Raw genomic sequence first — 23,406 nt, 5'->3', positions numbered from 1 at the left:
GCATCAGACTCGATCCCCGGTGCGCCCGCGAGGGGTCCGACTCGGGCGCTGGCACAACGCCCCGGCCAGGGCCGGCGGACACGCCCGACCGCGAATGACGGTGCCATTGAACTGCAAAAACATCAAACATTCACCCGATTAGGTGATGGCATCACACTCTCGTCCCATCTATGCTTGATGCAGTACAAGCAGGCGAAATCAACCGGATATTCGAGGAGGGTGCCAGATGGCCAACACCCTCAGCTCCTTCCCCCCTCTGGCCTCCGACCGTTCCGCCCGCGCCGCAGCCATCCGCATCGCTCTCGATGACGCAGCAGCCCTCATCAACGCCCAGCACGCGGCAGTCCTCTCCTCGGTGATCGAGATGAAGGAGACGAACCTCCACCGCTCCGAGTTCGGGTACTCGGCCCTGCGCGATCTCCTGGCCTCACAGTTCGACTTCCACAACCGCACTGCTGCTGACATCGCCGCGATCGCCCGCCTCTCCGGCAAGTTCCGCCTCCTCGCTCAAGCGGCAACGACGGGCAGGGCCCGAATCGACCAGGTCGCCTACGCCGTCCGCCAGCTCGACCAGACCCCGGCCATGCGCCTGTTCGCCCGCACCCCCTTCCGGGCACCGATCCCCTCCCCCTTCGACGCCTCGGTCGAGTGCACCACTCCCGAAGCGATGGTGGCCCAGTACTGCACCCACGCCTCCTTCAAGGAACTGCGCCGCCACCTCGACGAGCTCTGGGCCGCCATCGCCGACGAGACCGAACTCTTCGACGAGTTGGGTGAGCAGTCCCTCCAACGCCTCGAACTGACCCCGCAGGGCAACGGCATGTGGGCCCTGGAAGGCACCCTTTCCGAGGCGACCGGCCGTCTCCTGGACAAGTACCTGAAGACCGCCTGCCCGCCCCCGCGCCAAGAAGACCAGGACACCGAGGATGAAGGCGGCCTGCTTCCTCCTCAGGCGAACCGCCACGCCGAAGCCCTCCACCAGCTCCTGGCCGGCTACGGCTCCTCGCCCCAAGCTGCGACCCGCCACGGGCACACCGCCACCCTCGACCTGACCGTGGACATCGAGACCTTGCAGGGCAAGGACACCGGTCGGCTGCCCCTCCTGGAAGGCCAGCCGATCTCGGTCGCCCGCGCCCGCCTCCTCGCCTGTGAAGCCGGTGTCATCCCCTCGGTCTTCAACTACCAGTCCGGTGAGGCCGTCGAACTGGGTCGGGCGTTGCGCCTGCCCAACACCGCCCTCCGCCGCAAGCTCGAACTCGAACAACCCGAAGGGTGCGCCTGGCACGGCTGTTCGCGGCCGGTCGCGTGGACCGAAGCGCACCACATCACTCACTGGGCCGACGGCGGCGCAACTGTCGCGGAGAACTTGATCCTGCTGTGCCGGTTCCATCACGGCCGTGTTCACACCGCTGGCTGGAGCGTGGAGAAGACCGGTCCGGGCCAGGCAGTCATCACCCACCACGACCACGCAGGCTCCGCCACCTCGAGCGCCCCCACCGACACGGCTGGGTGCGGCTGCTCCGACTGGCGCACCGATGCGGACATGGACACCGAACACCAAGACACTGACTGGGACGTGTTCCCGACCGGGCTCTACCGCTCGGAATGGTCCGAAGTAATGAAGCCCGAACTGGATGGCTTCGCCGAGATGACCGAACGCGACCGGTCCATCAAAGCGATGCGGGCGGCGAAAGCAAGATGCAGAGAGAAGTTCGGGAGTCAGTCACCGGTCCCGGTCTTAGGCTGCCCCAGCGGGCGACCGCTGGGGGAAGCGCCGCAACACCAAGCAGCGCAGCCCGATCCCGGGAGGGGTCGGGCCCCTCAGCATGCCCGAGGCCGAAAAGCGACCCCCGCCTGCACCTTCCTGTCGCCGCCCGCCTGGACCAGGGGCAGCTGTGACCTCCGGCTCGAACAGAGAGCAGGTCCCACGCCCACCTCGTTGTCGCTGCCGGTTTGAACCCCGATCGCGTCAGACCGCTCGGCTGGAAGCGAACCCGAACCCCGCACTCACCCGTTGTCGCCGCCCGCTCGAACCGCAGACCATCGAGACCGGGAAGCCGAAGCACCCAACCCCGCTCTCGCCCACCTCTTTGTCACTGCCAAGCCGAACTGCAAGCGTCGCTGCCAAGGTCAGGCTTGACCCTCGGCACATCCTCGTTGCCGCCACCCAGATGAGGGCCGGGTTCCTCGGGCTCCTGATTGTTGCCGGGTTAGTCGCTGGTCGCCGTTTCACACTCAGTGGGGGAGGGCAGGATGCTGAAGGTGAGCGACTGGGCCGCTTCGGAACTGCCGACGGACAGCATGGTGAGTTCGGCTGGGCATACGGTTTCGCTGAGCCGGTTGATGTCCGCCTCGTGCGCAGGGTTGTAGATGGAGTCGACGGCCTCCGCCACCCACCGGCTGCCGAGTGCAATGTCGGCACCCTCGATCTTCGCCGCTGTCCAGCAGGTTTGGAAGAACGATTCGGTCGCAGCCTGGTCTTTGACTCCTTGGACGACGCAATTGAAGCCGGTGACGCCCGCTCCTCCCACGCCGATGGCGGCTTCACGGGTGAGCCCGGCGTCCGTGAACGTTCCGGTGATCGAACCGATGATCTGCCGACCTCCTCCGGACGTGCTGAGTTCTCCGGGAGGGGGCCATGTGAGCCCGTACTCGGCGAAGGCGTCCTGCCAGCCGTCTACTTCAACTGAGACCGCGAGTTCGACGTCCGTTTCAAGTGTGAGGGTTCCTCTACTGGGGACCGGCTCCGCAGTCTCGGAGCCGTGGTTGGCGAAACCGAGGGTCGCGTAGGCGACCAGCAGGGTGATGAGGACCGTGATCTTGATGGCTCGCTTCGTCCGTGGTGAGTCCTCGGACCGGAACAGCAGGCGGAGGCCGATGTACACGGATCCGCTGATGAGGAGCGCAAACAGCAGGATCGAAATGAAGTTGGGGATGAAATCCACAGGGGCAGAGCTCCGATGGGATGCGAAGTGCTTGGCGCGCACTCAAGGGGCTTGAAGGAGCGAAGTGAAGGGTCGAATGCCAGGGGCTTCGGTGTACGAGCGTAGCCTATGCGGCCGCAGTCGATGGGACCTGAAAGGACCTTGAAGCGGGATCGAGCGCGGTCAGAAGCGGTCGACGGTGGTGATGAGCTTGTCGGCGAGCTCGTCGGGGTCGAGCTTCTCGCGGGCGAGGGCGAGGTACATGGAGTCGAGGTCCGGGAAGCCCAGAGACGAGGCGACACCGTGGAGTGGTTGTTCCCCTGAGAGTCCGCGCCCGCGGGCGATCAGGGAGCGCCACAGGCGGTTCTTTCCGGCCTTCAGTTCGTCTTCGAAGCGCTGCATGGGGATGATCGGGAGTTCGCCGGTGGAGTCGACGTCCTCGATGGCCCCGAACCAGTCGTTGATGTGGAGCTGGGCCTCGGGGGTCTTGGCGTGCTCGAGCCACTGCTTCGAAGGGCCGTAAGGCTGCTCGTTGGTGAGGACGAGCTCGACGGTGTCGCCGTCGCGGAGGCTCTGGGCGAGGGGGGCGATCTCGCCGTTGACGTACGCGGCGATGAGGCGGTGCCCTTTGGAGGGGCCGGAGCAGTACGCGACGTCGACGGGGGTGGAGGCCTTGGGGACCATGAGCTGCTCGCCGTCGCGGGTGAAGACGAGGATGTCCTGGTCGGCGAGGTCGCAGCGGAGGGAGTCGAGGAACTGGCCGGAGTCGGCGACCTCGTTCTGCCACTCGAGGAGGCGCTGGAGCCAGGGGAGCTGGATCTCGACCGGGTTGGCGCCGGACTGGCGCAGGCCGGCGACGATGCCGACCTCGGCGGTCTCGTGCATCTCCTTGGTGCGGATCAGGAACTCGACGGGGCTGCCGCCGGGGCCGGCCACGGCGGTGTGGAGCGACTGGTACAGGTTGAACTTCTTGGCCGCGATGAGGTCGCGGAACTTGCCGCCGATGGGCTTCCAGAGCTTGTGGATGGCGCCGAGTGCGGCGTAGCAGTCGGTGGCGGGGCCGTCGACGACGATGACCAGGCGCGGCGGGTCGGCCGGGCCGGTGCCGGGGTGCTTCTGCATCTCGCGGTAGATCGAGTACGGGTGCCGGGGCCGGTCGAGGAGGCGGGCGGCGACCTTGAACTCGCGCAGCGCCCGGCGGACCTGCGGGGCGATGACGGCGACCTGGCGGTTGCGGTCGGTGTCGGAGCCGAGGTGCTCGCGGATGCGCTGGAAGACCTCGGGTTCGAGGGTCTCCAGGACGATGTCCTCGAGTTCGCGCTTGATGACGTAGAGGCCGAGGCGGTCGGCCAGGGGGATGAGGACGTCCTTGGTGGCCTCGGCGATGCGGATCTGGCTGGGGCGCTTCTTGAACTTGATGGTCCGCATGTTGTGGAGGCGGTCGGCGAGCTTGATGACCATGACGCGGATGTCGCGCCCGGCGGTGAGCACGAGCTTGCGGAACGTCTCGGCCTCGGCGGCGGAGCCGAGGTGGATCTTGTCGAGCTTGGTGACGCCGTCGACCATCACGGCGATCTCGTCGCCGAAGTCGCCGCGGAGCGCTTCGAGGGAGTAGCTGGTGTCCTCGACGGTGTCGTGGAGGAGCCCGGCCGCGATGGTCGCGGTGTCGACGCCGAGCTCGGCGAGGATGGTCGAGACCGCGATCGGGTGGGTGATGTAGGGCTCGCCGGAGCGTCGGGCCTGCCCGCGGTGCATCTGCTCGGCGATGCGGTAGGCGCGGCGGACGAGGAGCATGTCGGGCTGCTCGTAGTGCGCACGGTGGGCCGCCTCGAGCTGCGCCACCTTCCCCGCGAGGTCCCACGGATCGTCAGGTTTGGCAGAGCGAGTAGCCGAAAGCAATGCGCGCAACATGAAAGCCTCCGATGCCCAAGGTTGACCGCATTCTAGATGTACAACGAATCCGCGCTGAAGTCGACACTAGGAGCTGTCGGGTTTCAGAGTTCCGGGCGCCGCAAGGGCGCGGGGCACCGGGCCGCCCGGCCCGGTGCCCCGCTTCCAGCGATGACTAGATCTGGGTGATGCAGCGCTTCGCGACCCAGCGCGAGACGCCGCCGTAGGTGATCACCTGCCAGGTGTCACCCCCGCCGCACGAGCTGTAGGAGCCGTAGTGGCCCCAACCGCACGAGTAGCTGGTCAGGATGGCGCCCTGCTGCGCGTGGCCCACGGAGGTGGCGGTCGTGTAGGGGTCGGTCCGGACGTTGACCGGGCCGGAGGTCACCCGGTAGTAGCACGCGGCGGCCTGGACGTCGTCGGCCGTTGCCGCCTCGGTGGTCGAGACTGCCGAGCCGGCGGTCGGCGCCGCCAGGGCGGGGCTGGTCGCGGCGAAGACGCTCAGGAGCATCCCGACTGCGAGTGCGAGGGAGAGAGTGATCTTGCGGATGCGCATTTCGTGGTCCTTTGGTTGGGGTGGGCGGCGGCGGGGTCGCCGGGGCCGATGCCCCGGCTGATCGCCGTTGTCCGCCCGATTTGGACTCGACGCCATTCATGCTAGGGGAACTCGCAAGATCAGTTTTGCATAAGCAAATCGACATATATGGAAGTGAATTCGCGGTGCGGAATAGCGCTTGCCGAGGTAGTGCTCTTGATCATTCTCCAGATCGGCGGCTAACACCGGCGGAACCGGTTGTGTCAAATACGCGACATCCGCGATTCTCTTTGGGGTCCTAGTGAACACGCGTGCGCAACGAGGTCATCGGGCCCCTGAACGCGCGTGATGTCCATATGCAGCAGTGTAACGAGAGTTGGCGATGTGTCCCCAGTGGCGAAAGAAAGCATCTTCAAAGGAGTGCGGATGCAACTCGATCAAGTACGGTATGCGTCAATCAATTGATCGCAACCCGCATCGACGAGGAGTCGAATCAATGAAGAAGAGAGCCGCATCACTGGCCTTGGCCGCGCTTTCTGCGGCCGCTCTGGCCGCGTGCACGGATTCGGGCGAAGGTGAACGCGACGCGAACGCTGCGAGCGAACCGGCCGTGGGCAGCGCCGACGTCCTCGAGGCGCTGAACCAGAGCGCGCAGCTCGAAGCGGAGCTCTACACGGCCGAGGCCCGGATCATCCAGCAGTGCATGGAGGACCAGGGCTTCACCGTCCACGACCAGAATAAGCTGGCGATGCCGCCCGCGACCGAGCGCTCCACCCTCGTGGACTACTACCCGCACGCGATCTACCTCCCCGAGGCCGCCGACGCCCAGGCCTGGGGTTTCGGCCAGTGGACCACGACGGAGGACTCGGCGGGCTCGCCCGAGGCCGCCGACTACTTCGCGTCGCTCCAGGAGGGCGCGCCCGAGGAGTGGGTCCCGCCCGAGAACGGCGAGTGGGACGCGCTGAGCCCCGACGAGCGGTACGAGTGGTACCTCGCCTACTACGGCGAGGAGAAGGGCGCGGTCTACGGCGAGTCGTTCCTCAACCCCGCGGCGGACCTGGAGGACATGGAGGCCGAGGGGCCCGCCGGCGGCGAGGACGGGGAGCTGGACTTCGGTGAGGACGCCTCGGAGGAGATCCGCCCCGGCGGGTGCGAACTGGCGATGATCGAGGCGCTCTACGGGGAGCCGGAGCGGTCGGAGGACGACGAGGGGAACGTGACCTGGACGTTCCGGCCCGAATCGCCGCTGGGCGACGAGTTCCACAACCAGAACCGCGTCGAGTACGGCGGCCGCATCGCCGAACCGGGGAGCGCGTTCCTGGACTGCGTGTCCGAGCGCGGCCACACCGGCTGGACCTTCGACGACGGCGGCAACCTGCCGGTCGCCGACTACTGGCTGCTGGTGTACCACCGCGAGGAGCTCGTGGGCCTGATGGAGGGCGAGACCATCCCCGGGATGCCCGAGCACCCGGAGGACATGCCGGAGGACTACGAGGGCCAGCGGGAGTACGAGATCGAGATGGCCGTCGACTTCGCCGAGTGCGGTGACGAGACCGGCTTCCGCGAAGCGGCGGCGACCGCTTGGGAGGAGCTGCTCGCGGAGCGGTACCAGGCGCTGGAGCAGGACCTCTACGCCTGGCAGGACGAGATGCGGACCGCGCTCGACCGCGCCCAGGACGTCCTCGGCGGTTAAGGGCCGGGGGTGCCGTGCCCGCCGGGCCGGGTTCCGGCACGGCACCCGAACACCATGGCGCCGTTGGGGTCCGGCACGCCTGCGACGGTTCAGCGTTCGCCGTTGGAGCGGCGCCACGGGGACGGGTCGTGGGGGATCGCGCCGTTCCAGCGTTCGGCGCCGTCGAGGCGGCTGGCCCACGCGTGCTCGACCATGACGAGCCGGACGTCGGGGCGGGCGAGCCATTCGAGGAGGAGCCGGGTCTCGGCGGCGTGGGCGGCGTCGGCGACGTCGTCGACCGGGTCGACGACGCGGGCGGTATCGCGCAGTTTCGCGATGTGCGGCATCGGGTCCGCCCGGGGCGGAGTGCGGGCGGCCCCGGCGAGCAGGCCGTGGCGGATCACGGCGATCTCCCAGCCGCCGCCCTTGGCCCGGCCCGCGGCCACGATCTCCCCGGCCGCCACGAGGCTCCTGGTGCGGTGCGTGGCGGCGGCGAGCTGGAGGTAGGCGCCGAGTTCGTCGCGGCGCTCGGCGGCGGTCTCGAAGCGCTCGGCCTCCGCGAGCTCGGCGAGGCGCTCGGTGACGGCCGCGGCGATGGGGGCCGGGTCGCCGTCCATGGCGCGGGCCGCGCGTTCGGCGACTGCCGTGTACTCCTCGACGCTCACGCTGTGGCGGCACGGCTCGACGCACTTCCCGATCTCGCCGAGCACGCACGTGGGCGACATCCGCTTGGGGGACAGGCGGGTGCGGCACGAGCGGATCGGCAGGGCCGCCTCGATCGCGCTGATCGCCGCCTGCGCCTGCGTGCCGGAGGTCGGGCCGAGCCGCGGCGTGCCCGGGCCGGGCGGGTTGCGCGAGATCTGGAGGCGCGGGTAGGGCTCGTCGGTGAGGCGCACCCAGGAGCGGTGCTCGGGGAATTTCGCGGCCCGGTTGTAGGGCGGCTTGCCGCCGGAGATGAGCCGCAGTTCGGCGACGCCCGCCTCGAGCCGGTGGGCGCATTCGACGACCTCGACGCGCTCGGCCGAGGCGAGCATGTCGCGCAGGCGGCGGCGCTGCTCGGCGGCTGAGAAGTAGCTGCGGACGCGGGCGGCGACGTCGACGGAGACGCCGATGTAGAGCGCCCGGTCGTCGGCGTCGCGGAAGATGTAGACGCCGGGGGAGTGCGGGAGCCCGTCGGCGAGGTGGCGCTTGCGCCGTTGCAGCTCAGAGGGAATGGCGCGGCAGAACTCGGCGAGTTCGGCGTCCGTGGTCACCCCGTGCCCGGAGGCGCGCTCGATGAGGCCGTGGAGGACGGTGACGGTGGCGCGGGCGTCGTCGAGGGCCCGGTGGTTCGGGGTGACCGGCGAGCCGAAGAACCGCGCGAGGGTGGCGAGGCGGCGGTTGGGGACCTCGCTCTTCTCGGTGAGGCGCCGGGCCAGGACCACGGTGTCGACCACCGGCGGGCGGGGCCAGCGCGTGTCGGTGAGTTCGCAGGCGTGGCGCAGGAACCCGATGTCGAAGCCCGCGTTGTGGGCGACGAGGGTCGCGCCGCGCGCGAACTCCAGGAACGAGGGGAGGACCGCCTCGATGCCGGGGGCGTCGGCGACCATCGCGTCGGTGATGCCCGTGAGGCGGGTGACGCGCGGGTCGATGGACTCGCCGGGGTTGACGAGAGTCCCGAACTCGCCGATGACCTCGCCGCCCTTGACCTTGACCGCGCCGATCTCCGTGATGCCGCACGCGTCCGCGGCGAGGCCGGTGGTCTCGAGGTCGACGACGCAGAAGGTCACCTCGGCGAGCGGGGTCCCCAGGCTGTCGAGGGTCGGCTGGGTGAAACCGCCCTCGTTCGATGCGCCGTCGGTGAGTGCACCGTCGCTCGCAGCGCCGCTTCTGTACATGTGCGCCACCTTAAGGGCGACCTGTGACAGACCGGTCCTTGCGGTTGTTCGAACGTCGCGGCCGCCGCACCGCCGCACGCACGCGGTCGGTGGCGCGGGCGGAGCGCCGGGCGAGGCGGGCGCTCTCCTCGGCCTGCTTGGCGGTGAGCGTCGCCAGGAGCGACGCGGGCCAGAACATGGCCCGGTAGCGGCGGCGCGGCTCGGCGCGCTTGTCCAGTTCGGAGTGGAGGTCGCGCACGGCGTCGCCGAGCCCGGCCGGGTCGGCGGGCTGCGTGGAGTACCGGTGGCGGGCCATGGCCGCGCCGAGCGCGGCGGCCGCCTCGCGGGCGTCGGGGGCGGCCTGGGCGAGGACCCCGGCGGCCTGCCGGGGGGTGAGCGAATCGGGGATGCCCACGCCGTAGTCGAGGGCGAGGTCCAGCGCCTCGTCCCACGCGGTCGTCGCGGTGATCCGCGCGGGGTGCAGCCGGGAGCGGCGCAGGAGCCCGCGCCAGAGGGCCGGGACGAACGGGAGGGCCGCGAGCGGCAGCAGGAGCAGCCAGGCGGGGTCGAAGCCGGAGCCGCCGCCGGAGCCGCCGTCGCCGGCCTGAGCGGTGGGCCCGCCGGTGGGCGTCTCGACGCCGCCCGTGGGGTCGGGCGCGGCGGTGCTGGGCGCTTCGCTGGGGTCGGCGGACGGGTCGGCCGTCGCGCCGGGGTCCTGGGTCGGCTCGTCCTCGGGCGGGGGCTCGGTCGCCCACGGGAACGAGACCGCGCCGGGCACGCCCCCGACCGGCGTCGGGTCGTAGGTGACCCAGCCGGGCCCTTCGTAGTACACCTCGACCCAGGCGTGGTAGTCGTGGCTGGTGAGGATCCACTCGGTGCCGTCGCGCTCGCCCTGGGCCATGCCGATGACGACGCGCGCGGCGACGTCGGCCTCGCGCAGCATCCACGCCATGGCGGCCGCGTACTGCTGGCAGTAGCCCTCCTGGGTCGCCAGGAAGTCGAGGATCGCCTCGTCGTTGCCCGCGTCGGTGGTCTGGAGCGAGTACCGGAAGCCGTTGGAGACCGACAGGTAGTCGAGGACGGCGAGGACCTTCTCGTGGACCGTGGACGCGCCGCCGAGCTCCCGTTCGACGATGTCGGACATCTCGGGCACGTCCGGGCGAGAGGTGTTGTCCTCCCACCGTTCGTCGCCGGGGTCCATGCCGGCGGCGGCCGCGAGCTCCGCGGCGTCGGGCGCCTCGTCGGTGAAGGTGAACGAGTACGAGTCGACGTCGCCCATGTCGGAGCCGTCGCCGATGATGACGCCGGTGTCGTCGTCGACGGCCCAGTCGCCGTCGACCTCGACGCCGGCCGGGTTCCCGTACACGGGCAGGACCGGCGCCCGCAGGGCGAGGTTCTCGATCTCGGCGGTGTACACCTCCGACCCCTCGGCGCTGAGGTCGCCGAGCGAGCCGCCCTCCTCGTAGTCGTTGGGGCCGAAGCCGTCCGAGGTGAGCTCGTCGAGGACGTGCATGCGCAGGTAGCGCGGGTTCGGATCGTCCGTGGAGACGCGGAGGACGTCGATCTCCTCGGGCTGGTTGAGCGACCCGGACAGCTGCGCCCACGGGTTGACGTCGCCGAGCCCGGCGTCGCCGCCGCCCTCGAAGTCCTCGGCAACGCGGTCGATGAACCCGGAGGTGTTGGTGGGCACCACGGTCAGGGCCAGGAGCGTGATCACGATGAACCCGAGCGCGGACCAGCGGGCGGTGCGCGCCATCGGGGAGGGGAACCGCTGCGAGACGAGCTGGCCCGCGCCGGTGAAGCGGTGCCCGAACGCGGAGACGCGCCGCAGGTTGTCGTCGGCGAGGAGCCACAGGTACGAGACGGCCGGGAGGATGAACCAGAACCAGGCCGTGGCGTCCGGCGCGACCGAGACCGGCACCAGGTACATGGTGAGGAGCGTGAGCCCGGCCAGCGCCGGGGTGCGCAGGCCGACCACGAACATGTCGTGGAGGATCGCGACGAGCCCGATACCCAGGAGGGTGAGGAACAGGATGCCGCCCTCGGCGGCCACGGGCGGGGCGTTCGTGACGATCCCCGCGATGCCGTCGTTCGCGAGGTAGCCGAAGTGCTCGAAGGTGGCCGGCAGCGGGATGACGAACAGGAACGCGGTGCCGTCGCCGAAGCCGGCGGTGAGCACGACCAGGAGCCCGGCGCACATGGCGGCGGTCTGGAGGCCCTGCCCGCGCCCGGCCGCGCGCATGAGCGACCCGCAGGTGGCGATCACCGTGATGGTGAGCAGCACCGGCACGGTCCACCCGACGCCCTCGAAGATGCCGATGAGCGGCGTCAGCGTCAGGGCGAGGGTGGCCGCCGCGACCATCGTGGCGTGCCGCTGTCCGGTCATGTGAGAGTCCTCCACGCGCCCAGGCGGGTCCACACCCGGCGCAGCTCGGTTCCGGCGACCACCGGGATCACCTGCCAGCCGGCGTTCGACAGGGCCGAGACGGCCGCGACGTGCTGCTCGGCGAACGCCCGCTCCCGCGGGTCGGGGCGGCTCGTCGCCGCCTTCGGGATCCACCGCACCGGGTCGACCACGAGCGCCGTGCAGGCCCCGCCGCGCTTGGCGAGCCGCCCCAGCGTGGTGGCCTCCTCGGCGCTGAGGTGGCCGAGGAACGCGACGATCCCGGAGACCGACCGGGACCGCTGCGCCTTCTCGACCAGGTGCGAGATCGGGGCCTCGGGGGCGGCGGCCACGGTCGCGAGGTAGCGCATCGCCTGGCTGTAATCGCCTTGGCGGCATTCGAAGTCGCGGTGCGCGGTGATGAGCCACGGGTCGATCCCGTCGCGCGAGAGCCGCACCGTCGCGGAGGCGGCCGCGTCCACCATCCACTCGAAGCTCGAGAGCTCCCCGCGGTGCGCGCCGCGGCGCACGTCGAGCAGGAGCGCCGCGTTGTTCTCCCACGGCTGCTCCTCGCGGCGCACCATGAGCTGGCCGCGGTGCGCGCTGGCCTTCCAGTGCACGCGCCGCATGTCGTCGCCGTGGCGGTACTCGCGCACGGCGATGTCGTCGTTGCCGGTGATCGCGACCGCGTGCGCCGCGGACTCGCCCGAGGACATCCCGGCCCCGCCCGGCAGCAGGAGGCTGCGCAGCGGCTGGATGCGCGGGGTCACGATGAGCTCGGTCGTCAGCGGGAACTCCTGCACCGAGACGGCCAGCCCGAACGGGTCCGAGGTGCGGACCGTCAGCGGCCCCAGCTCGTACGCGCCGCGCGTCCCCGGCGTGATCGTGTAGTTCACGACGCTGCGCGCGCCGGGCGCGAGCCGCTCCAGGACCAGGCGCGGGCGGTTCCCGAGCCGGTAGGGGATGCGGTCCTCCAGCATCAGCGCCGGCGGGCGGCCCCGCCCGGTGTTCTGGATGCCCAGCCGCACCTGCGTGGGCTGCCCCGCCTCGACCTGCGGCGGGTTGAGCACCCGGTTCGACTCGAGCGAGGGGCGCGCCCACCGCAGCAGGACGAGCCCGCCCAGCGGCGCGATGAGCGCCAGGAGCGCCGCGCGCAGCAGGTCGCCCTCGCCCACCAGCAGGGCGACGAGGCCGACGACCACGCTCACCGCCAGCAGCGTCTTGCCGCGCCCGGTGAGCTCCACGCCTAGTACCTCCCCGGGTGGGACACCACCGGGACGTGCCGAAGGATGTCGGAGACGATCGCCTTCGTGTCGCCCCCGCCCATCGTCGTCTCCGTGGTGGGGATGAGCCGGTGCGCGAGCACGGGCACGGCCAGCTGCTGCACGTCGTCCGGCAGCGCGAAGTCGCGCCCGTCCATCGCCGCGAGCACCTGCGTGCACCGCAGCAGCTGCAGCGTCGCACGCGGGCTGGCGCCCAGGCGGACCTGCGCGTTCGTGCGGGTGGCGGCCACCAGGTCGACCACGTACCGCTTCAGTTCCGGGGCCAGGTGCACCGCGCGGGCGGCGGCGATCATCCGCACGATCATCTCCGCGTCCGCCACCGGGCGGAGCGCGTCGAGCGGGTTGTACTCCTCGCGGCGGTCCAGCAGCGCCAGTTCGGCGTTGATGTCCGGGTACCCGATCGCCAGGCGCGCGGCGAACCGGTCGCGCTGCGCCTCGGGCAGCGGGTACGTGCCCTCCATCTCCACCGGGTTCTGGGTGGCGATGACCATGAACGGGCTGCGCAGCTTGTACGTGTTCCCGTCGACCGTGACCTGCCGCTCCTCCATGCACTCCAGGAGCGCGGCCTGGGTCTTGGGGCTGGCGCGGTTGATCTCGTCGCCGAGGATGAGGTTGCCGAAGATCGCGCCCGGCTTGAACACGAAGTCGCGCTTCTCGGGGTCGAAGATGCTCACGCCCGTGACGTCGGACGGCAGCAGGTCCGGCGTGAACTGGATGCGCCGCACCGAGCAGTCGACCGAGCGGGCCAGGGCCTTCGCCAACTGGGTCTTGCCGACCCCCGGCACGTCCTCCAGCAGCAGGTGGCCCTCCGCGATCATCACCGCGATCGCGAGCTTGATCGTGTGGGACTTGCCCTCGATCACCCACTCGACGTTCGTCAGGATGCCCTCGGCCGTCGCCTTGAACTCCTGGGGGGAGAGCGGCGCCGGAGCCTGAGGCGGCTGGCCTGGGGACGACTCGAAGGTCAATGGTCCTCCCGGGAGAAAGTCTGTGGAATGCGCTAACTGCAACGCCGTTCCGCGTTACGGTCGCCTGTCCGCCATCCTACTCGGACGCGCCCAGCGCCTATGTCACGCGCCAGCGGAACGGCCCTCCGCTACACTGGAGGCATGTCCCGGCGTTCCGCGCTCCTTAGATAGCCGTGTTGGAGAGAACCGACACGGCCACCCCTGCATGCCAGGGGTTTTTTGCTGTCTGAGCAAATTTACAGCTCGCAAACTCGCCGAGACAGGGTCAGTACCCGGAAACCGCAGCCCGAACCCAGAGCCATCACCGGACCACAGGACGAGCCATGACCGAACCCGCACACCGCTACGACGCCAAGCTGGCCAACCGGATCGAACCGCGCTGGCAGGAGCGCTGGGAGGCCGAGCAGACCTTCCGCGCGCCCAACCCGACCGGGGACCTGGCCGAGCCGGGCCACCCGCGCGCCGGGGCGCCCAAGAAGTTCGTGATGGACATGTTCCCGTACCCCTCCGGGGCCGGGCTGCACGTGGGCCACCCGCTGGGCTACATCGCCACCGACGCCTACTCGCGCTACCTGCGCATGGCCGGGTACAACGTGCTGCACCCGCTGGGCTACGACGCGTTCGGCCTGCCCACCGAGCAGTACGCGATCGCCACCGGGCGCCAGCCCGCCGAGATCACCGCGGAGAACATCGACCGGTACCGCGAGCAGCTGCGCATCCTGGGCATGGGCTACGACAAGCGCCGCGAGTTCGCCACCACCGACCCCGACTACTTCAAGTGGACGCAGTGGATCTTCCTGCAGATCTTCAACTCCTGGTACGACACCGAGGCCGACCGGGCCCGCCCGATCGACGAGCTGGTCGCCGCGTTCGAGTCGGGTGAGCGCGAGACCCCCGACGGCCGCCCGTGGGCGGAGCTGGGCGCGGTCGAGCGCCGCCGCGTCATCGACGGCCACCGCCTGGCCTACGTCACCGAGGCCCCCGTGAACTGGTGCCCCGGCCTGGGCACCGTGCTGTCCAATGAGGAGGTCACCTCGGAGGGCCGCTCCGAGCGCGGCAACTTCCCGGTCTACACGCGCACCCTGAAGCAGTGGATGATGCGCATCACCGCCTACGCCGACCGCCTGCTGGCCGACCTGGACGGCCTGGACTGGTCCGAGTCGCTGAAGTCCATGCAGCGCAACTGGATCGGCAAGTCCATCGGCGCCTACGTGGACTTCGGCACCTACGCCGGGGACATCCGCGTCTTCACCACCCGCCCCGACACCCTGTTCGGCGCCACCTACATGGTCCTGGCCCCCGAGCACCCGCTGGTCGACGCCCTGACCGCCGAGTCCTGGCCCGCCGGCGCCCCCGCCGCGTGGACCGGCGGCCACGACACCCCCGCCGGGGCCGTCGCCGCCTACCGCGCCCAGGCCGCCGCCAAGACCGACGTGGAGCGCCAGGCCGACGCCAAGGAGAAGACCGGCGTCTTCACCGGCGGCTACGCCACCAACCCCGTCAACGGCGCCACCGTGCCCGTCTTCATCGCCGACTACGTGCTGGCCGGCTACGGCACCGGCGCCATCATGGCCGTCCCCGCCCACGACGAACGCGACTTCGCGTTCGCCAAGGCCTTCGACATCCCGATCGTCCAAGTCGTCGCTGGCGATGGAGCGTGGGACGGCGAGAGCGCCTTCACCGCCGACGGCACCGCCGTCAACTCCGGCTTCCTGGACGGCCTGCGCGTCACCGAGGCCAAGGCCCGCATGATCGACTGGCTGGCCGAGCACGGCCGCGGCGAAGGCGCCACCACCTTCCGCCTGCGCGACTGGCTCTTCAGCCGCCAGCGCTACTGGGGCGAGCCCTTCCCGATCGTCTACGACGAGACCGGCCTGCCCGTCGCCCTGAGCGAGGAGCACCTGCCCGTCGAACTGCCGCAGATGGACGACTTCTCGCCCAAGACCTACGACCCCGAGGACGCCGACTCCGCCCCCGAACCGCCGCTGGGCCGCGCCAAGGACTGGGTCGAGGTCGAACTGGACCTGGGCGACGGGCCCAAGACCTACACCCGCGAACTGAACACCATGCCCAACTGGGCCGGTTCCTCCTGGTACGAACTGCGCTACACCGACCCCAAGTCGGCCGAGAAGCTGACCGACCCCGCCAACGAGTCCTACTGGATGGGCCCGCAGGACGCCGAGGACGTCGGCGGCGTCGACCTGTACATCGGCGGCGTCGAGCACGCCGTCCTGCACCTGCTGTACGCCCGCTTCTGGCAGAAGGTCCTGTTCGACCTGGGCCACGTCTCCAGCCGCGAGCCCTTCCGCCGCCTGTTCAACCAGGGGTACATCTCCGCGTACGCCTACACCGACGACCGCGGCGTGTACGTCCCGGCCGAAGACGTCGAGGAAGTCGACGGCGAGTACTTCTACCAGGGGCAGAAGGTCAACCGCGAATACGGCAAGATCGGCAAGTCCCTGAAGAACGTCGTCACCCCCGACGGCATCTGCGCCGAGTACGGCGCGGACACCTTCCGCGTCTACGAGATGTCCATGGGCCCCCTGGCCGAGTCCAAGCCCTGGGAGACCCGCGCCATCGTCGGCTCCCAGCGGTTCCTGCAGCGCCTGTGGCGCAACATCATCGACGAGGAGACCGGCGAGGTCCACGTCAGCGACGTCGCGCCCGAACCGGCCACCATGCGCGAACTGCACAAGACCATCGCCGGCGTCCGCGAGGACTACGAGCAGCTGCGCATGAACACCGCCGTCGCCAAGCTGATCACGCTGAACAACCACGTGACCGGCCTGAACCCGGTCCCGCGCGAGGTCGCCGAGGCCCTGGTCGCCATGGCCGCGCCGGTCGCCCCGCACATCGCCGAGGAGCTGTGGGAGCGCCTGGGCCACGACGGCGGCATCGCCTATGTGGACTTCCCGGTCGCCGACGAGCGCCACCTGGTCGAGGACACCGTCACCTACCCGGTGCAGATCAACGGCAAGGTCCGCGGCCGCATCGACATCAGTGCGGGCGCCGACGAGGAGGCCGTGAAGGCCGCCGCGCTGGCCGAGGAGAAGGTCGCCGCGAACCTGGCGGGCAAGGACGTCAAGAAGGTCATCGTGGTGGCGGGCAAGATGGTCTCCATCGTCGCCAAGTAGCCGGGCTGAGCGTGAGGCGGGCCCGTGACCGCGGGCCCGCCTTCGTCAGTCCTCGGGCCAGCGGGCTTCGCCGCTCTTGTAGGTGTACGCCTGGGAGCGCTCATTGCTCAGCAGGGCGATCATGAAGAGCGAGAGGGCGCCGCTCGCGAGGGCGGCGGGGTAGAACTCGCCGATGACGGCGAGGACGATCAAGATGCCGACGGCGGCCAGGAAGAAGACGAGGTTCAGGACGATGGCGAGCTTCCTCGCCTTGTTCAGGCGCGCGGCGATGCACACGCCGAGGCTGACGTAGACGACGGTTACCAGCGCCACCAGGGCCGTCAGCATCAGCAGTAGGCCCTGGAACTGTCGCGGCGCGGAGGCGGAGACGGCAGCGAGTCCGGCGGCCATGAAGGCCAGCGCCAGGGCGTCGAGGCCGGTGACCACGAGCGCCACGACTATGTGCCAGGGCATCGGGCGGTGGTAGACGGGTTTCGAAGGGGTGGTCTCCATGTCGGAAGAATAAGTCTCCTCGCCTGCTCGCGGGTCCCCTCGTGCGGCGGTCGCCCGATTCCCGCCGGTGTTCCGCCGGTGCGCCGCCGGTTGGCCCCTCGTGCGGCGGGCGGCGTCGAAACGACTGCCGGAGTATTGACCAGCATCGATGCATTCGCTAGGCTGTGCTCACCTCGCTGGGAGCGCTCCGCTCCGGCGCGGACCACCCTTTGAACAGCCTCGTTCCCTCACGGCGCGGCACCACCATGAGGAGATTTTCGTGCTGCTTACCCGTCAACGCCGCCGGGCGGTGATCGCGGGGGCCGTCACCCTCGCGACCGCGGCCCTCGGCATAGGCCTCTCGACGCAGTTCGCGGGCGCCCAGGCCACCACGCTCCGCGCCGCCGCCGACGCCATCGGCAAGGACATCGGCGTCGCGGTGGACTACAACAAGCTCCAGAGCAACACGCAGTACCGCGAGACCATCGCCAGGGAGTTCAACTCACTCACCGCCGAGAACGCGATGAAGTGGGACGCCACCGAGCCCTCGGACGGCAACTACACCTTCGGCCAGGCCGACGCCATCGTGGACTTCGCCGAGGACAACGGCCAGTCCGTGCACGGCCACACCTTCGTCTGGCACGCCCAGACCCCGACCTGGGTGCAGAACCTCAACGCGACCGCGATGCGCGCCGCCATGGTCGACCACATCAACACCGTGGCGAACCGCTATGAGGGCCGGGTCGACTCCTGGGACGTCGTGAACGAGGTCGTCAGCGACAACAACGGCGCCATGCGCGACTCGTTCTGGCTGCGCACCATGGGCGAGGGGTACATCACCACCGCGTTCCAGACCGCCCGGGCGGCCGACCCGAACGCCGACCTCTACATCAACGACTACTCGATCGACGGCATCAACCCCAAGTCCGACACGGTCTACCGGATCGCGCAGGGCCTGAAGTCGCAGAACGTGCTCGACGGCGTCGGCTTCCAGGCGCACCTCATCCTCGGCCAGGTGCCCTCCACGATGGAGGCGAACCTGCAGCGCTTCGTCGATCTGGGCCTGAAGGTCCGCATCACCGAGCTGGACATCAGGCTCACGACCCCGGCCGACGCCAACGAACTGCAGCAGCAGGCGAACGACTACCGGCGCGTGACCGAGATCTGCGCCGAACTCGCCGACTGCTCCGGCATCACCGTCTGGGGCCTGCGCGACAACGACTCGTGGGTGCCCGGCACCTTCCCCGGCACCGGTGCGGCGCTGCTGTTCTTCGAGGACTACTCGAAGAAGCCCGCCTACAACGCCGTGCTGAACGCGCTCGGCGGCGGCACCAGCAACCCGACCACGACCCCGGCCACCTCCGACCCGGCGACGACCACCTCGCCGCCGCCCGGCTCGGGCTGCACCGCGACGCTGAGCGTCTCGAGTCCATGGAACACGGGGGCGACGTACTCGGCCACCGTCAAGGCCAATCAGAACCTGAGCGGCTGGAAGGTGACGTGGACCTGGCCGGGCTCGGAGCGGATCTCCAACGCCTGGAGCGTGACCGGGACGCTCACGGGGGCGACGGTGAACGGCGCGAACGCGAGTTACAACGGCACGCTCGCGTCGGGCCAGTCGACCACGTTCGGATTCAACATCACCAAGGCCGACGGCTCGACCGCGTCGGTGCCCGCGGTGACCTGCACACCCGCTTAGACCTATCTCTTCGCACAGGCAGGGGCCGGTGCGGAGCGGCCGATTTGTGAGCGCGGCGAAGCCGTGCTCACCAGCCGCTCCGCCCGGCCCCTGCCGCGTTCGCGATGCGCTAGCCGAGTTCCGCCTGGAACATCCAGCTCTGCTTCTCGAGCTCGGCGGTGACGCCGATGAGGAGGTCCTGGGTGACCGGGTCGGCCGATTCGGTGACCTCGATGCGCTCGCGCATGTTGGCGATGATCGCGGTGTAGGCCTCGATGAACAGCGAGACGACCTCGTTGTCGCTGATCTGACCGTCGTGGATCTTCGGCACGGAGGAGGTCTCGGCGACCGTGGCCGCGCGCCCGTCGGCGCTCACGCCGATGGCGATGGCCCGCTCGGCGACGAGGTCGGTGGCGTTGCGCGCCGACACGACGATCTCGTCGAGCTGGAGGTGGAGCGAGCGGAAGTTCTTGCCGTAGACGTTCCAGTGCGCCTGCTTGCCGATGAGGGAGAGGTCGATGAGGTCGACGAGCGCGCCCTGCAGGGCCTTCGCGGTGGTGTCGCGGTTCTCGTCGGAAAGGCTGGAGCGGACGGTGGACATCTCGGTACCTCGCATCGGACTGGGCTCTGGTCAGCGGCTCGTGCTGCGCGGCGCGCGGCGTGAGCGTTCGGGCGGTCGCACCGCCCAGGGTAGCTTTCCCGCGCCCGCCGTGTGGGCGACTCGGCGCACCGGCGTGGATCGCAGGCCCCCGGGGGGCGGGACCGAACCCGCTTGTGGAATCTCGTCGCCCCCGGTCGCAATTTGTTCGGATAGTCGATAAACTAATGAGCGTCGTGCCGCCCCACCCCGGCCCGCGCTGTCGTACACACCCTCAACAGGCAGGAGCATCCAATGCCTTATCGCCCGCCGCTGGTCGCCCGCGAGTTCTTCGTCGCCGACCCCCCGGAGCTTCCCCAGCGAGCCGACGGCGAGCAGGGTCTGTCGGCCGTCACGAGCGCCGAGGTGGCCGAGACCGGCCCCGCCTCCGTGCTCCTGAAGGCCGTGACGAGCGCGGGGGAGGAGCTCTACATCGGGCTCGCCGCCGTCGCCGAGGGCGTCGTGCGCGCCCGCCTGTCGGCCGACCCGGCCGCCCGCCCCGCCGTCGAGAAGATCATCGAACTGGTCCACGCCGGCGCCTACGCGGACGCGAAGGTCACGGTTGAAGACGGCACAGACGAGGGCGGCACGGTCGTCGTCGTGGACGCGGGCTCCGTGCGCGCCGTCGCGACCCTCGGCACCTGGTCGCTGCGGTACACCGACGCCGCCGGCAAGACGCTCGTCGCCCAGAACCCGGGCGAGCAGGACATCTCGGGCCGCCTGCGGACGCTGCCGTTCGGCCGGTCCCTCGTGGACGGTCAGCCGGTCGCGTTCCACGAGTCGTTCACGGCCGCGCCGGACGAGGCCTTCGCCGGGTTCGGCGAGCGGTTCGCGCCGCTGAACGCGCGCGGCCAGCGCCCAGTCATGTGGAACTTCGACGCGTTCGGCTCCGAGTCGATCCGCATGTACAAGAACGCCCCGATCTACGTCTCGGACCGCGGCTACGGCATCGTCGTCAACTCCGGCGCGCCCGTCGAGTTCGACATGGCCCAGCAGACGCACGCGGCCGTCGAGTTCATCGTGCCCGACGACGCGCTCGAGTACTTCGTGCTCGGCGGCACCCCGGTCGAGGTCCTCGACCGGTTCGATCGGCTGACCTCCCGCCCGTCGCTGCCCCCGAAGTGGGCCTTCGGCACCTGGATCTCCTCGGGCTTCTTCGTGGACTCCGAGGAGCGGGTCATGGAGCGGGCCAAGAAGATCCGCGAGCGCGGCATCCCCTGCGACGTGCTGCACCTGGACACGTTCTGGCAGCACGAGCCGCACTGGTCCGACATGCAGTGGGACCGCGAGAACTTCCCGAACCCGGAGCGGATGCTCACCGAGCTCACCGCCCAGGGCTTCAAGGTCTGCCTGTGGATGAACTCGTACATCTCCCACAAGTCGCCGGTCTTCACCGAGGGCGACGAGCGCGGCTACTTCCTGAAGAACGCCAAGGGCGAGACCTACGTGGCGGACGTCTGGCACGGCTCGCACCAGGCCAGCGGCATCGTCGACTTCACCAACCCGGACGCGGTGGCGTGGTGGAAGGACTTGCTGCGGGGTCCGCTGCAGGCGGGTGCGGCTCTGTACAAGACCGACTTCGCCGAGGGGGTTCCCGCGGATGCGGTGGCGCACAACGGCATGACCGGCACCGAGCTGCACAACGTGTACACCCTGCTCTACAACGACGCGGTGGTCGAGGTGACCCGCGAGGTCAACGGGCACGAGCTCGTGTGGGCCCGTTCGTCGTTCCTGGGCGGGCAGCGCCACTCCGCGCAGTGGTCGGGCGACGTCCAGACCACCTGGGCGGGCCTGGGCGGCACCATCCGCGGCGGCCTCTCCCACGGTCTGTCGGGCGTCCCGTTCTGGTCGCACGACACCGGCGGCTTCAACGGCACGCCCACCGACGACCTGTACATCCGCTGGGCCCAGTTCGGCGCGCTCTCGCCGCTGCTGCGCTACCACGGGACGACGACCCGCGAACTGTGGGAGTTCTCCGAGGAGGCCGAGCGCCTCGCGGTCGAGTCGCTGCGGCTGCGGTACTCGCTCATGCCGTACATCTACTCCGCGGCCGTGCACGCCTCGCGGACCGGCGAGCCGGTGCTGCGGGCGCTCAATGTGGACAACCCCTCGGACCCGGTGGCGTGGAACGCCGACCAGGAGTACCGCTTCGGCAAGGACCTCCTCGTCGCGCCGGTGAACGACCCGTCGGGCGAGCGGAAGGTCTACCTGCCCGAGGGCCGGTGGATCGACTTCTGGACCAAGGAGGTCCACGAGGGCGGGCGCTACATCGACACCAAGCACGACCTGGAGACCTTCCCGGTGTTCGTGCGCTACGGCGCGATCGTCCCGCGCGTGGAGCCCGGCCTCCAGATCGGCGACGGCGCGTTCGAGGGCATCACCCTCGAAGTCTGGGGCACGCCCGACCGCGGCATCGTGATCAGCGACGTCGACGGCGACACCACCGTAGGGATTGAAACAGTTTCAGAAACTGTTGTGACCCTGGTGTCGACAGGGCCCGCGGATATCGCTAATGTGAGCGTCGTAGATGTTGCGGGCAAGCCCGCGAACGTGGAGCTGGAGCGTAACTAGATGACCCTCGTGGCCGGAGTCGACTCATCGACGCAGTCGACGAAAGTGTTGTTGGTCGAAGCCGAGACCGGCGAGATCGTCGACTCCGGTCGCGCCTCCCACCCGGACGGGACCGAGTGCCCGCCCGAAGCCTGGTGGGAGGCGCTCCAGGAGGCCGGCAAAGGCCTGCTGGAGCGCGCCGAGGCCGTAGCCGTCGCCGGGCAGCAGCACGGCATGGTCGCCCTCGACGCGAACGACCAGGTCGTGCGCCCGGCACTGCTGTGGAACGACACCCGCTCGGCCCCGCAGGCCGAGCGGCTCACCGCCGAGCACGGCGGCCCCGAAGCCTGGGCCGCCGACACCGGCCTCGTCCTCGCGGCCTCCTTCACCGCCACGAAACTCGCCTGGCTCGCCGAGAACGAGCCTGAAAACGCGTCGAAAACAGTTTCGGTGATGCTGCCGCACGACTGGCTCACCATGAAGCTCCGCGGGGCCACCGCCGCCGACGCCACCACCGACCGCTCCGACGCCTCCGGCACCGGCTACTGGTCGCCCGCCACGGGCGGCTACGTGCGGGACCGGCTCGTCCAGGCCTTCGGCCGCGACCTCGTGCTCCCGCGCGTCGCCGCCCCGAACGAGATCGTCGGCCGCACCGCCGCGGGCGCCAAGGTCGCGCCGGGCACCGGCGACAACGCCGGCGCCGCCCTCGGCCTGGGCCTCGGCCCCGGCGACGTCGTGGTCTCGCTCGGCACCTCCGGCACCGTCTTCGGCGTCTCCGACGTCCCCGCCGCCGACGCCACCGGGCTCGTGGCCGGGTTCGCCGACGCAACCGGCCGATTCCTGCCGCTCGTGTGCACGCTCAACGCCGCCCGCGTCCTCGACACCTTCCGGACCCTCCTCGGCGTCGACCACGCCGAGTTCGACCGGCTCGCGCTCGCCGCCGCCCCCGGCGCCGGAGGCCTCACCCTCCTGCCATACCTCGACGGCGAACGGACCCCCAAGCGCCCCAACGCGACCGGAGTCCTCAGCGGGATCACCACGGCGTTGACCCGCGAGGACCTCGCCCGCGCCGCCGTCGAAGGCATGCTCTCGGCCCAGGCCGACGGCCTCGCCGCCATGGCCGCCCAGGGCCTCACCGCCAAGCGCGTGCTCCTCATCGGCGGCGCCTCCGCCTCCGAGGCCGTGCGCCGCATCGCCCCGAGCGTCTTCGGCGTCGACGTCGAGGCCCCGCCCTCGGCCGAGTACGTCGCCCTCGGCGCCGCCAAGCAGGCGGCCTGGGCCCTCACCGGCTCCAAGAACCCGCCACAGTGGACGACAGGCGACACCGCGCGGCTCACCGGCACCGCCGCCGCGTCAGTGTCCGAGCAGTACGCGAGCCTCCGGGGCGAGACCTCGTCCTGGGCCGCACACCAATGAGAAAAGGAC

Annotated in this window: 15 protein-coding genes; 6 read left to right on the top strand and 9 right to left on the bottom strand. The window is 70.1% G+C overall.

All coding sequences use genetic code 11. From position 1 onward, the window contains the following. Nucleotides 1–226 precede the first annotated feature (226 nt). The gene (locus AB0I03_RS00670; protein ID WP_360404157.1) at nt 227–1,957 is read left to right on the top strand and encodes a DUF222 domain-containing protein; all 1,731 of its coding nucleotides are present in this window, start codon (nt 227–229) and stop codon (nt 1,955–1,957) included. 253 nt (nt 1,958–2,210) lie between these two features. On the opposite strand, the gene AB0I03_RS00665 is transcribed toward AB0I03_RS00670, so the two are convergent. From AB0I03_RS00665 to AB0I03_RS00655, 3 genes are all read right to left on the bottom strand, one after another. Further along, a complete protein-coding gene (locus AB0I03_RS00665) occupies nt 2,211–2,987 on the bottom strand; it encodes a hypothetical protein (RefSeq protein ID WP_360404154.1) in 777 nt (258 codons plus the stop codon). A gap of 120 nt (nt 2,988–3,107) precedes the next feature. Then, nucleotides 3,108–4,766, bottom strand: a complete 1,659-nt coding sequence (locus AB0I03_RS00660) for an HD domain-containing protein (RefSeq protein WP_360404151.1) — start codon at nt 4,764–4,766, stop codon at nt 3,108–3,110. Nucleotides 4,767–4,989: 223 nt separating this feature from the next. Beyond that, nucleotides 4,990–5,370, bottom strand: a complete 381-nt coding sequence (locus AB0I03_RS00655; RefSeq protein ID WP_360404148.1) for a hypothetical protein — start codon at nt 5,368–5,370, stop codon at nt 4,990–4,992. A 475-nt stretch (nt 5,371–5,845) separates the two neighbouring features. Here AB0I03_RS00655 and AB0I03_RS00650 point away from each other — a divergent pair, with 475 nt between their 5' ends. Beyond that, on the top strand, nt 5,846–7,042 hold the full coding sequence (locus AB0I03_RS00650) for a hypothetical protein (RefSeq protein ID WP_360404145.1): 1,197 nt from the start codon (nt 5,846–5,848) through the stop codon (nt 7,040–7,042). An 89-nt stretch (nt 7,043–7,131) separates the two neighbouring features. Here AB0I03_RS00650 and AB0I03_RS00645 read toward each other — a convergent pair whose 3' ends face one another. Genes AB0I03_RS00645 through AB0I03_RS00630 form a run of 4 tightly spaced genes read right to left on the bottom strand, consistent with a single transcriptional unit; the run spans nt 7,132 to nt 13,511 of the window. Continuing rightward, nucleotides 7,132–8,898 carry a DEDD exonuclease domain-containing protein gene (locus AB0I03_RS00645; RefSeq protein WP_360404142.1) on the bottom strand — a complete coding sequence of 589 codons (1,767 nt, stop codon included), beginning with the start codon at nt 8,896–8,898 and terminating at the stop codon, nt 7,132–7,134. A gap of 10 nt (nt 8,899–8,908) precedes the next feature. Then, the gene (locus AB0I03_RS00640; protein ID WP_360404139.1) at nt 8,909–11,263 is read right to left on the bottom strand and encodes a transglutaminaseTgpA domain-containing protein; all 2,355 of its coding nucleotides are present in this window, start codon (nt 11,261–11,263) and stop codon (nt 8,909–8,911) included. Further along, nucleotides 11,260–12,504 carry a DUF58 domain-containing protein gene (locus AB0I03_RS00635; protein WP_360404136.1) on the bottom strand — a complete coding sequence of 415 codons (1,245 nt, stop codon included), beginning with the start codon at nt 12,502–12,504 and terminating at the stop codon, nt 11,260–11,262. Before AB0I03_RS00635 ends, AB0I03_RS00640 begins: the two co-directional genes overlap by 4 nt. A 2-nt stretch (nt 12,505–12,506) precedes the next feature. Beyond that, complete coding sequence (locus tag AB0I03_RS00630; protein WP_360404133.1) at nt 12,507–13,511, bottom strand: MoxR family ATPase; 1,005 nt, start codon at nt 13,509–13,511, stop codon at nt 12,507–12,509. Nucleotides 13,512–13,834: 323 nt separating this feature from the next. Here AB0I03_RS00630 and leuS point away from each other — a divergent pair, with 323 nt between their 5' ends. Next, a complete protein-coding gene (gene leuS, locus AB0I03_RS00625; protein ID WP_360404130.1) occupies nt 13,835–16,645 on the top strand; it encodes a leucine--tRNA ligase in 2,811 nt (936 codons plus the stop codon). A 45-nt stretch (nt 16,646–16,690) separates the two neighbouring features. Here leuS and AB0I03_RS00620 read toward each other — a convergent pair whose 3' ends face one another. After that, nucleotides 16,691–17,137, bottom strand: a complete 447-nt coding sequence (locus AB0I03_RS00620; RefSeq protein WP_360404127.1) for a hypothetical protein — start codon at nt 17,135–17,137, stop codon at nt 16,691–16,693. 259 nt (nt 17,138–17,396) lie between these two features. Between AB0I03_RS00620 and AB0I03_RS00615 the strand changes: the two genes are divergently transcribed. Next, nucleotides 17,397–18,815: an endo-1,4-beta-xylanase gene (locus AB0I03_RS00615; RefSeq protein ID WP_360404124.1), complete on the top strand. Its 1,419-nt coding sequence runs from the start codon at nt 17,397–17,399 to the stop codon at nt 18,813–18,815. A gap of 109 nt (nt 18,816–18,924) precedes the next feature. Here the strand turns inward: AB0I03_RS00615 and AB0I03_RS00610 are convergent, their stop codons facing one another. Next, nucleotides 18,925–19,395 (bottom strand): DNA starvation/stationary phase protection protein, encoded by a 471-nt coding sequence (locus AB0I03_RS00610; protein ID WP_360404121.1) that lies wholly within the window; start codon nt 19,393–19,395, stop codon nt 18,925–18,927. 291 nt (nt 19,396–19,686) lie between these two features. Here AB0I03_RS00610 and AB0I03_RS00605 point away from each other — a divergent pair, with 291 nt between their 5' ends. Together AB0I03_RS00605 and xylB are read left to right on the top strand one after the other, a co-directional pair. Beyond that, entirely contained in the window at nt 19,687–22,002 is a 2,316-nt protein-coding gene (locus AB0I03_RS00605; protein ID WP_360404118.1) for a TIM-barrel domain-containing protein, read from the top strand. Then, nucleotides 22,003–23,397 (top strand): xylulokinase, encoded by a 1,395-nt coding sequence (xylB, locus tag AB0I03_RS00600; RefSeq protein WP_360404115.1) that lies wholly within the window; start codon nt 22,003–22,005, stop codon nt 23,395–23,397. It abuts the gene before it with no gap. Nucleotides 23,398–23,406: the final 9 nt, after the last annotated feature.

Origin of the sequence: Glycomyces sp. NPDC021274, assembly GCF_040641195.1 — a bacterium.
GTDB lineage: Bacteria > Actinomycetota > Actinomycetes > Mycobacteriales > Micromonosporaceae > Glycomyces.
The sequence above is the reverse complement of the archived record's forward strand: the minus strand, read 5'-3'. Positions and strand labels throughout refer to the sequence as shown.